The following is a 10640-nucleotide window of genomic DNA, read 5'->3' on the forward strand; positions in this document are numbered from 1 at the left end:
GGACCATGAAGTACCGGCCAAATTTTCCGGAACGGTTCAATTCGCTTGCAGATGCACGTTCGTTCTGCCAGACATTTTTCGCCTGGTACAACGATGATCACCGTCATTCCGGCATCGGCTATATGACACCTGCCGCCATGCATTCTGGCGCAGCGACGGCCATCTATGAGCAACGCGCCCTTGTCCTGAAAACCGCATTTTTGCAGCATCCCAACCGCTTCAAACATTGCCAACCTCATCCGCCAGCACTGCCGACAGAGGCCGGTATCAACATGCCGAAACCGGCAAAAGGAGATGACAAGAAAACACAGAATTGCACACTAAACTAATCAAAAATATTGTCTCAAAGCGTTTGACACGCGCCGCGCTAGATGCACACTTATCCGTTAGCTAACGGCGAGGCTGCCCAGCAGAAGTGCGAGATAAAAAAACAAAGGTGAGTAAGTTCATGGTTACACCGCTCTGCACACTTCAGTCGTCCTTGGGGCAGCGGAAATCGACAATTCCCGCACGACCGTTTCGGGCTGTCTCAAGATCGCAGGTTCAAGACGATCAAAGGCAACAGTGCGCCCAATCAGGGTAGTCGTCGGTACGGTGCCGTACGACGCCTCGAATCGATGGGCATGGCTCGGCCGAGTGAAGTGACAGCGGCACGAGCGAACGCCGCACGCACCAGCGAGCGGGCGGTCAATCACACGTTCATCGCACGGTGCGCTTCGCGACCGAACTATGCGATCAATCTGGTCGGTTTATCCGAGTACTGACCACCGTACAGACGCACCGAGTTGCAAGGGGGACTGTGCTATTTCACCGGGCGAGCCTCAGCGGTTGTTGAGACCGGTGAATGCGCGACCTAGGGCGACCGGCCTATATCGTCAGAATAATGGCGAATCCCCGGTGGACGGAATCTGATAAGCCGACGTCCCTGCGTGTGTGTCGCAGTTGACCTGCTTGTGCGAATGTCGACTTATTCGAACACTCCGGAAACGCGCGAAGCTCAGTGCGTTTTCGGAGCTCGGTGCAGAGCCGCAGGGACCATCACATCCCTTAGATGCGTGCATTGTGTGCTGATTGCTGCATGCACGGCATGGTGCTTTCTAGGCTAACGTATGCAGAGTGCTCGCTCGCGATTTCCGGGTCGCAATCACCTGCGCTTCATGACTGGATCACAGCATGAACCACTAATGCTATTTCTTTCCGCGGCACGTCTTCTTGCACGCGTTGATTTTGGCGTCCAATTCCGTCTGTATCGAGCGCGTCAAGACGACTCACCGTCGCGAGGGTAACGATTTTATGTCTCTGCTCGAATTTCTCTCCCACGGATTGCTAAGATATTCATGGTGGCAGATTCTCCTGGCCGTGCTCATCTCTACGCATGTCACTATCGTTTGCATGACGGTCTATCTCCACCGTTGCCAGGCGCACCGGTCGCTTGAACTGCACCTCACTGTCAGTCATACATTCCGTTTCTGGCTCTGGATGACAACGGGCATTGGGACCGGCCCATGGACTGCGGTTCATCGAAAGCATCACGCCAGATGTGAAACCGATGAGGATCCCCATAGCCCGCAGACGCGCGGAATCTGGAAGGTGATTTTCGAAGGGTCGGAGCTGTACACCGCGGAAGCCAGGAACGAAGAAACGTTGCGAAAATTCAGTCACGGCACACCGACCGACTGGATGAAGCGAAACGTCTATGCGAGGTACCCGAATCTTGGAATAAGTCTACTGATGGTGATAGACGTCGCACTATTCGGTATCGTCGGCGTATCGGTCTGGGCCGTTCAGATGATATGGATTCCGTTCTGGGCAGGTGGAGTCGTTAATGGCTGCGCGCACTTTTGGGGCTACCGCAATTTCGGGCCGGCCGATAAAAGTACGAACCTCTTTCCGCTGGGAATATTGATCGGTGGCGAAGAGCTTCATAACAATCACCATGCTTATGCGACTTCGGCAAAACTATCAAACAAGTGGTACGAGTTTGACATCGGCTGGATGTACATTTGTATCCTTTCGAGCCTGGGGTTAGCCAGGGTCAAGAGAGTTGCGCCGACGCTGCATTTGGTCAAGGCTAAGTCGGTGCCCGATAACGCGACGCTGGAAGCGGTGCTTTCCAATCGCCATGAGGTCATGGCGAGATATGCCAGGCTGGTCAGCAGGGCGTGTCGCCATGAACTGGTGAAGGGCGAGCGTCTGCATCCACATGAGAAGCATCTTGCGCGCCGCGAAAAGAGGCAGTTTTTCCGGGAGCAATTGAGTCGGAACGATCTGCAGCAACTGGCGTTGCCGGAAATATACGCCGGCGACCCAAAGCTGCGGATCTGCCTCGAATTTCGTACAGATCTGTCATCGATCTGGGAAAGGTCGAATGCATCACCCGAGCAATTGCTCGTTCAACTGCAGGACTGGTGCCGTCGTGCGGAGCAGAGCGGTGTCATGGCGTTATAAGAATTTTCTTTACGCCTTCGTCAGTACACTTGAGGTGCAGCGGTTGCTTATCCATTCGACGGTCATCCGCTTTGGTAAGAATTTTGTCGGTGCACAGGCGGCTGCTTCCGTCGCGTCTCATGTCGTGAATCACGGCGGGACCAGATCGTCTGAGGACGATATCTGAAAAATGGCCTTTTTTATGGTCCCGGTAGCGTGGACGATCGTGTCGAATGAGTTTGACGCCATGCACCGAAAAATGTATCTACCCATCTCACTGACGCGAATTGGGCGACGGCAATTGCTAGCAATGGTGCCGCGCTGGAGCTAGCCGCGACATACAGCGGAAACAGCTACGAGGATGACGCGAGTGTGACGGTTCTCCGGTTATGCGAGGCCGACCAACAAGCATCGCCTTACAAAACGCATGCATCTTCGAGCTCATGGCTATCCGGCCCGGCCGCTCTGTATGCATCGAATTCATCTGCAAGCAGATACATAGTGTTTCCTGCCGTCAGGTCCCGTGTTATTTGTCCTCCTCGAGTCACGGCGGTCACCGTACAGATGTGTGGACCACACTTGTGCGAACGTATTCGCTCGTACTACACATCGGCGAGCATGGGCGTATCGAACTGTCGGCAGCCTCGACGGACGGTGAACGCCGGCAATCCACTGCCTCTTGCCACTCGTGCGCTCGGCATCGACGCATCCATACGTTCCCGCCAACGTCTCACAAAGCGGAGGTCAACATGTCCGCGCTTACCGTTCAGCCGCAATCGTCCTCTGGTCCAACCTTCATTGATACGACAGGCGCATTGGATGAGATGGTTCCGCGCTCCATGGGCTCTGCTGCTTTGGTTTTCAGCGGTGTCAATCAGGTCGAGGCCCGGGTCGATCGGAATCGAAACGACGAACTGCTCGCGATGGTCGCGCACGAGCTTCGCGGTCCCCTGAATGCACTGAAGCTTTCCACCGAGATGATTCGGAGAGTCTCGTCCGGTTATCGGGAGATCGGACGATCGGTCGAGAACATCGACAGGCAAATCGCACATTTGACCCAACTCGCGGATGACTTGTTGGACGCGACGCGCGTTGCCCATGGCGTGCTTCGGTTGCATAACGTCAGGACAGACTTCGATACGGTTCTCACGGACAGCCTTGAGGGAATCGGGCCTGCAGCAGAGAAGCGTGGTCAAACGTTCAGCATCGAAACACACCCTGAAAAAATCTGGATTAACGGCGATCCCGTGCGACTTGCCCAGGCCATCAGCAACATATTGGTTAACGCCGTGAAGTACACCCCAATCTCGGGTTCAATCAAGCTGACTGTTCGAGCCGAACTCGACGATCTGGTGGTTTCAGTGACAGACAACGGCCAAGGTATATCGAGTTCTCTCCTGCCACATGTCTTCGACCTCTTCGCACAATCACGCAGGACAATTGCGTCTAGCGCTGACGGTCTGGGTATAGGGCTGGCGATCGTGAAGGCGATTGCGGAACTACACGGCGGGATGATTTCAGCAAGTAGTGCGGGTCCAGGCGCCGGCAGTGAATTCGTCCTCCGACTTCCGATAATTGCTGCGCAAGAAGATGTTTCCGGCAGCAAATGATGGCTGCGTGAATCGCTCGTCCGACGCTGGACCACTATACCGTTCACATGCTGCTAAAGAGCCTGTCGCTCTCGCGTTTTACCACCTTGTAGCACTCGCAAACCTGCGCCTCCAGTGCACGGCGGTCTACCACTTCGATCAGTCCTCGGCTGTAGCGGATTGCTCCGTCATCCTGTAATTTTTTTGCAGTCTCCGTAACACCGGCCCGGCGCACGCCGAGCATGTTCGCAATCAGTTCCTGGGTCATCCGGACATCATTCGATTGGAGGCGGTCCAGGCTCAGTAACAGCCAGCGGCAGAACTGCTGTGCAATCGAATGGTGACGGTTGCAAACCGCTGTCTGCGCCATCTGTGTGATTAGCGCCTGTGTATAGCGGAGGAAAAGACGTTGTATTGCGCCACCTCGCGCGAACTCCTGCTTCACGATCTCGCCGCTCAGGCGGAATGCCTGCCCCGCGCTTTGCACAATCGCACGATTCGGCATGGTCTCGCCGCCCATGAAGAGCGCGACACCCAGAAGCCCGTCCCGACCGACGACGGCAATCTCCGCGGAGGCGCCATTTTCCATCACGTACAACATTGAAATGATGGCGGTAGTTGGCAGGTAGATGTGGCTCAGATGGTCGCCTGACTCGTACACCACTTGACCTAGTTGCATGGAAACGGGCGACAGATGGGGTGCGATGCGCTCCCGCTCATCCGATGGCAGGGCGGCCAGCAGATAATTCAAGTGTGAAAGACTATCGTCTGTGTCATTCACAAGATCCTTATCGAGCAATCCTCCGCTCCGGTTGACTCGTGCAATGAGGCGCTGCTGCTGTCTTATGTGCTTTTCACGGTTTTTTTCTGGTACCAGGCTCAACACCGCCGAGCGCAGCGTATCGTGACCCAGAGCATCCAGGATTTTAATTTTGGTCAGCGTTCCTAGATCGCTTTTGCCGTTTCGCCATGCGGAAATTTGCGAGCGTGTCAGGACGAGGCTGTCCGCCAATTGCGCATCGCTATTGAAACGACCTCTATGTTTCAGCTCATCGAACAACTCGTACCAATCGAACTGCATCGTGTGATAGCCAAAAAGATGTCAAATTTATTTGACACGACCCGGTGGCCATGAAATACTATCTTCTGACCCGGTGCGTCAAACGCGTTCGACATTTATAGCACACGCACGACCTTGTCGTGATGCCGGGTTCACACCTTTCGCATTCATGCCGTTCTCGTGCACACACGGGATTGCTGCATGAACGCTCCAACTTCGTACATTCGTCTGCCTTCCGCGCTTTCCGACGCGCCATTGGTCGTTCTCCCGCCTTCACTTGATGATGATGAATTCGCCGCCCATCAGGTTGAATTCATCCGGCGGGTGTTTGGTTATTGCGAGTTCCTGCGTGCTCATTCCCGTGAAACGCCGGTTTCCGATGCGTTTCTGGCAGCTTTCGTCAATCTGTTTGAAGCCATGAACACAAACGCGCCCGAAGACGCGCGCCGTTGCGCTAAGCAACTGCAGGAGATTTTGCGTGTCGTGTTTCCTGGACTTGACCCGAACGCGCAGTCGGTCGTTGCCCCCCCTGAACTGTCCGACATCGGGCCCGCAAGTACGGAACGCATACTGTGATAGCCGGGTGTGGGTTTGACGTGCGCCTACACTAGCTATGAGCCCGACCCTCCGTGTGTCCCTACCCAACCCGGTGGGACGAGCGTCGTTACGGGCTTCGAAGACCATGTCGTAGTGATGATCCATACTGCACTTAGCCGTGATCGTCGATCCATTTTCTGGCCCAAGCGAGCGCTTCCCTGATCGACCCTGACTCGGTCGAATACACCTCAAACCAGCCTGACGAGGTCACAATCTTCTGTCGAAGCGACACGACGCCGTAAGCGCTGAATGTTCCATCTGCGTTGGCGTGCGGCCGCGCGGATACCACATAACCGTTATACGGCTCCATCTCGCCTCCTGGTTAGAGTGCATTGCCGGCGAGAGAGCCGCTCCGGGGGACGGCGCACCGGACACTCCTCGTTCAATCCAACGGCGTCTATTTCCTGCATGAGCTAAGTGTGACCGAAACGACTGCAACAAAACCAGCGATAAACAGACATGACCTGCCAGTCTCTGACTGGCACTATTGGCAAGATCAAGGTTATGCGTTCTGACATTCAGCAAGCCGTCGCACCGTAGCAGCAGGATCTCGCTCACCTCGTCCTGATCCGTCGAAGCGCTATTAGTCCCCTACTAAATTCCAACTTCCGACGGGTTGCGCTGACGGAGACGAATCTAACAAGTGCGTGCCGTTTGCATTAATCGGGCCTCTATCGACGAATAGGAAAGATGCTCGTTGTTCAGAAAGCCTTAGCAACGAATCTTGTGGTCGTCTGAGCGAATGAACGATATTTCACAGGCCTCGGAGAGGTAGGTTGGTTGGATTGGCGTGGAAGTTCAACATGCCAATTGCTGGACTCTTGTCAAGCGTAGGTATTTTCCGACCCTACCGCAACCCCGTCCCGCCCGCTATTCTGCACATGTCGCACCCAATCGCACTGTACGGGACTTGCGCCTGCTTACTCCAAGGCCAGCAGAGCATCACCATGAATAAGAACAGGTCGCCGATTCTGCCAAAGAGGCTAAGGGCGCGCTGACGAATGTCATCGGCAAGCTGACAGGCGATGCCGCGTTGCACGCCGACGGCAAGGCTGACAAAAGCAAACGCAAGCTTCAGGACACCACCGGTGCGAGGGCCGCGCTGAAAAATTGATGTATGCCTCCGGTTCCGCTGGAGCAATCAAGATCTCTCGAGAAATGCGTGATGGATACAATTCTGATCATAGTAATCATCGTACTTCTGCTCGGCGGCGGTGGGTATTATGCCCACGGTCGCTACGGTGGGCTGGGCTGGGCGGAGTTCTTGGTTTGGCGGTGCTCGTTCTCGTGCTGCTCTGGCTTTTCGATGGCTTCGGCGGTGTGGGCAGGATTGAGACCGATGAGCGGCCCCAATAGAGCAAGCTCCGATGCCAGGCGGGGCGTGGCAGGCGTGTTCTGCCTAGCGTACTGGGGCATGGCCGGTTCTGATGGACTTTCGTTAGCTTACCGTCTGCCTATTAAGCGATACAGAAGCCCGCGGCTGGCGTTGCCATTCCCAAAGATGGAACCTTAATGAGGTCATGGCGGACAAGCTACTATGAACAAACCGGCGATAACCCACTTGAAGGTAAAAAGCCCTGGCGTTGCCAGTAAGGGATTTCCTGTCGTATGCGTGGGGGGGTCGGCGGGCGGGCTCGACGCCTATATTCGGCTACTTCAGTGCCTGCCGATCGATATGGGTGTTGCGATCGTCATTGTTAATCACCTGAGACTCGTAGCTACCCACCTCCATGAGATTCTCCCGCACTATACCGAAATGCCGGTGGAGCTGATCACGCAAGGATTAGTCCTCCAGCCAAATCACGTATTCATCATCCCGGCGCAGCGCGATCTGCACGTCCTCAATGGCGAGTTTCGTCTCAAACCGATTTCGAAGCCGAGGGGATGGCCGGACGTCATCACGGTTTTTCTGCATTCCCTGACGCAGCATTGGGACGGTAAACTTGTTGCCGTGATTGTCTCTGGTTATGACGGAGACGGGGCCGCGGCGCTGTGTGGCATAAAGGAAGCGGGCGGCATTACCATCGCGCAGAAGCTTGAGACAGCTACGGAGCCAGATATGCCCGAAAGCGCAATAGCGACCGGGTGCATCGATTTTGTTCTTTCGCCCGAAGGCATCGCACGGGAAATCGCGCGGATTGCGCACGAAGATACCTTGAGCATGCAAACTGCCACCTGACCCGCGCATCGACAAGCGAGCCAGCCAGGCGCTCTACATCTCCAGCCTCTTACGGATCGTCAGCAATTCCTGCCGGCGCGCTTCGGATGCTTCCGGGTCGACATCTTGAGCTCGTCGAGGGTATCAAGGTCAATTTGGGACACGATCATTCGCACATTCTCTCTGTCGTCGGCGGGGACGACATGCCATGGAGAATCGCTCGTGCTCGTCGCGCTCACGCATTCTTTGTATCCCTTCATATCGTGCTTGCAGAATTTGCATTGCGGTTCGACTGAAAGGAAAAGAATAAATCTCTGGCTATACGATTAGGAAAACTTAAAATGCATCTAGCTAGCCACATAGGGGAATAAGGAAAGACAGTTGTCTGTCTCAACGATAGGCGCGGGTTATCGGACGCGGCGCCCTTTAAACTTGGTGCGTCTGGCAAGTTAGCCTTCAGCCATATCGTATCGAGGGAGGCTGATGGTAAAGACGCACCCGATTCCAGGCAGGTCGCGGGCGCTAAGACTACCGCCATTCAATTCGACGTTTTGCCGAGCTGTCGCCAGCCCAAGCCCAAGACCACTTCGATCATTGGCGCTTTGCGTAAATGGTAAAAACATTTTTTCGACATCACCGTCAGGAAGGCCCCCACAGTGATCAGCCACATCGATCAGGATGCGGTCTGCCTCTGTGTATGCGCTCAAACGAACTTCCGTGTGTGGACGAGTGAATTTGAATGCGTTTTGAATCAGATTTCCCAGAGATGAATAAAGCAGGTCTCGATCACCTCTAGCGTTGAGCGTCGGACTCACGGCCGTGACCACAAGCGCACAGCCATGAACGTGAGCAGCGAGTTCTGCAGCGAATTTGACTTCTTCGATAAACTCGGCGACGGAAAACACATCCCCATCAATGGAGCTTCCGATCATGGCGCGGGTCTCGGCCAGTGACTGATCAATCAAATCCCGAAGCCCGAACAAACTGTGCTCAAGAACGGTGCCGGTCGCGCCGGATAGAACTAGATTGCCAGCCTTTGCCGTTGCAAACGCGAGCATTGCGGTTCCAATAAGGCTCCGCAGGTCATGCGTCAAGTACCCTATCTTTTCCGTGATTTGAAGCGCAGTATCATGCGCCGCGATAGATTCGAGTTGGGTTACAAACTCGGTAACGGCACTTGCGATTGCGTTATCGAGACAGCGGTTAAGCGTTCGGAGCTCTTCAACGGGAAACGACGCATCGACCTCGTTCATGAGATCCATAATCGCTTGATATAGGTCACCATAGCCATGAACAACCTGATCAATCGAAAAACCAAGCTGCAGGAGCTCGCGTGCGTGTTTCGCCGCCGATGTGTCGAGCGCGCATGCAGATGATTCACTGTCTGGAGATCCCGAAATTTTCCGGCGCGTCGAGGGGCCGATTGTTTGTTCGGGGTTAAGCGTCGCAATCAATCGGTCCAAAAATAGTGGAACACCATTTTGCAATTGCTCTTTGGACGCCACGCGCGTGGATCGTTGGGCGCACTTCGCCCGGCACCGTTGAATCAGTGCTTCACGATTATTCGACAGAAATTTGTGCATTATCGCGTCACCTCGGGATTAGCGGAACAGTATTAATCAGAGGAAATCACCATCCGCACAGCATCAGAACACCAGGGTCGTAATGTGCTTAATATTCTTGCCATATTCGACACGTTACGGGCTTATAGGTAACTTATCGGATTTCGCTTTTAGTACACACAAGTCCGGCTTACCTGAAAACGCCGTGATAACTTAGGCGGCCAGAGCGGAGCTTGTAACGAGAGGGAAGGGTGAGGATAGATTGCTTGCAGCGACAATAGGCGTCGGTACGCTTCCGTACATCTCCTTCTGAGGTTGAAGTAGGTCTGCACAACAATCGGAGCGTGCTCGCATGATAGCTCCCTTGAGGGATATACCTAAGATCAACCGCAATGCCTAATGAGGAAAAGCCAAGTGTGTTCGATCAGAAAAGCCTACCCGATAGTCACGGGATAAGATTAATGTCATCACGCCTGTCGTAGCGTCGTTTCACGCAATATCGTTTCAGAAAAGTAGTCGTCGAGAAGGCCTGCAATCCGCCATGTCGCACACGGGCGGCGACAGTGCGCGTCAAAACCCGCTGCCTTAAGGGCATCGATTGCATCAAATGGTCGGCTGTTGCTCATTGCAACGAGCAGCATGTTTTTACTGTCCTTTCCTTGAAGACTTCGGAGAAAGGCAAATCCGGCGGCAACGTCCAGACGGGTATCCAGGAGAAGAGCGTGAGGACGCCAAGCAGCGGCGATGGGTCGCAAGGACTGAAGGCTTTGAGCATGCAGCACTTGCGACCCTTTGAGACGCAATGAGAATGCAAGTGAATCGCCAACAACCTTATCTTCGTGTCCGATCAAGATGCGACGACTAGCGAACGACATCGGTAATCGTTTGACGTTCCATGTCGCGAACTGCTCTGCGTAATCATCTTCGGATCGATCAGTCAACGTTTCTCGGCCCAAGGACGTTTTGAGTGGAACTTGACATCAAGTACCATAATGGCCTCCGCTGTTTCCCATCAGATTCTTTGTAAGCCGACGGCCATGTCGACGGGTTGCGAAGAAGTGATGGTAGGCAGTAGTCGCCCTTATCTGAATCGAGGAATCGTCTGTGAGTGTTGCCGTTGAAACCCTGTTTACTTCCGCGTTGGGTCTGCAAGCTCCGTGGATGGTATCCAGAGTTGAGCTCGATACAACCAAGCGCCGGATCGATTTCGAAGTGTCCTGCGACGCGAAAAAGTTACCGTGTCCAGC

At 54.4% G+C, this 10640-nt stretch carries 10 protein-coding genes and 1 pseudogene; 6 read left to right on the forward strand and 5 right to left on the reverse strand.

Going from position 1 to position 10640, the window contains the following annotated elements:
- From BSU04_RS48855 to BSU04_RS22515, 3 genes are all read left to right on the forward strand, one after another.
- Positions 1-329 (forward strand): integrase core domain-containing protein (locus BSU04_RS48855; protein WP_144021316.1); only part of this gene is annotated, 329 nt, incomplete at its 5' end.
- A gap of 964 nt (positions 330-1293) precedes the next feature.
- On the forward strand, positions 1294-2448 hold the full coding sequence (locus tag BSU04_RS22510) for a DesA family fatty acid desaturase (protein ID WP_089162658.1): 1155 nt from the start codon (positions 1294-1296) through the stop codon (positions 2446-2448).
- Positions 2449-3176: 728 nt separating this feature from the next.
- Positions 3177-4037, forward strand: coding sequence for a sensor histidine kinase (locus BSU04_RS22515; RefSeq protein ID WP_179258398.1), 861 nt, complete (start codon positions 3177-3179; stop codon positions 4035-4037).
- Positions 4038-4080: 43 nt separating this feature from the next.
- Here BSU04_RS22515 and BSU04_RS22520 read toward each other — a convergent pair whose 3' ends face one another.
- Positions 4081-5097, reverse strand: coding sequence for a Crp/Fnr family transcriptional regulator (locus BSU04_RS22520; protein ID WP_089162660.1), 1017 nt, complete (start codon positions 5095-5097; stop codon positions 4081-4083).
- A 234-nt stretch (positions 5098-5331) separates the two neighbouring features.
- Between BSU04_RS22520 and BSU04_RS22525 the strand changes: the two genes are divergently transcribed.
- A complete protein-coding gene (locus BSU04_RS22525) occupies positions 5332-5652 on the forward strand; it encodes a hypothetical protein (RefSeq protein ID WP_256983211.1) in 321 nt (106 codons plus the stop codon).
- A gap of 133 nt (positions 5653-5785) precedes the next feature.
- Here the strand turns inward: BSU04_RS22525 and BSU04_RS22530 are convergent, their stop codons facing one another.
- Positions 5786-5983 carry a hypothetical protein gene (locus BSU04_RS22530; RefSeq protein WP_089162662.1) on the reverse strand — a complete coding sequence of 66 codons (198 nt, stop codon included), beginning with the start codon at positions 5981-5983 and terminating at the stop codon, positions 5786-5788.
- A gap of 1227 nt (positions 5984-7210) precedes the next feature.
- On the opposite strand from BSU04_RS22530, the gene BSU04_RS22545 reads away from it, so the two are divergent.
- Complete coding sequence (locus BSU04_RS22545; RefSeq protein WP_089162664.1) at positions 7211-7852, forward strand: chemotaxis protein CheB; 642 nt, start codon at positions 7211-7213, stop codon at positions 7850-7852.
- A gap of 59 nt (positions 7853-7911) precedes the next feature.
- On the opposite strand, the gene BSU04_RS45640 is transcribed toward BSU04_RS22545, so the two are convergent.
- The 3 genes from BSU04_RS45640 to BSU04_RS22560 all read right to left on the reverse strand — a co-directional run bounded on the left by BSU04_RS45640 (position 7912) and on the right by BSU04_RS22560 (position 10334).
- Positions 7912-8091, reverse strand: coding sequence for a hypothetical protein (locus tag BSU04_RS45640; protein WP_256983213.1), 180 nt, complete (start codon positions 8089-8091; stop codon positions 7912-7914).
- A gap of 189 nt (positions 8092-8280) precedes the next feature.
- Positions 8281-9336 (reverse strand): ATP-binding protein, encoded by a 1056-nt coding sequence (locus BSU04_RS22555; RefSeq protein ID WP_306427212.1) that lies wholly within the window; start codon positions 9334-9336, stop codon positions 8281-8283.
- 524 nt (positions 9337-9860) lie between these two features.
- Entirely contained in the window at positions 9861-10334 is a 474-nt protein-coding gene (locus BSU04_RS22560) for a response regulator transcription factor (RefSeq protein WP_089162667.1), read from the reverse strand.
- Between the two features lie 163 nt (positions 10335-10497).
- Between BSU04_RS22560 and BSU04_RS49175 the strand changes: the two are divergent.
- Positions 10498-10640 (forward strand): annotated as a pseudogene (locus tag BSU04_RS49175) (ISL3 family transposase); the annotation flags it as partial.

It is taken from the genome of Caballeronia sordidicola, from assembly GCF_002220365.1.
Taxonomy (GTDB): Bacteria; Pseudomonadota; Gammaproteobacteria; order Burkholderiales; family Burkholderiaceae; genus Caballeronia; species Caballeronia sordidicola_C.

Excerpts from the sequence above, each read along its gene's own strand:
- BSU04_RS22515 (WP_179258398.1), top strand. The coding sequence starts at position 3,177 with ATGTCCGCGCTTACCGTTCAGCCGCAATCGTCCTCTGGTCCAACCTTC.
- BSU04_RS22510 (WP_089162658.1), top strand. The coding sequence starts at position 1,294 with ATGTCTCTGCTCGAATTTCTCTCCCACGGATTGCTAAGATATTCATGG.
- BSU04_RS22520 (WP_089162660.1), bottom strand. The coding sequence starts at position 5,097 with ATGCAGTTCGATTGGTACGAGTTGTTCGATGAGCTGAAACATAGAGGT.
- BSU04_RS45640 (WP_256983213.1), bottom strand. The coding sequence starts at position 8,091 with ATGAAGGGATACAAAGAATGCGTGAGCGCGACGAGCACGAGCGATTCT.
- BSU04_RS22545 (WP_089162664.1), top strand. The coding sequence starts at position 7,211 with ATGAACAAACCGGCGATAACCCACTTGAAGGTAAAAAGCCCTGGCGTT.
- BSU04_RS22530 (WP_089162662.1), bottom strand. The coding sequence starts at position 5,983 with ATGGAGCCGTATAACGGTTATGTGGTATCCGCGCGGCCGCACGCCAAC.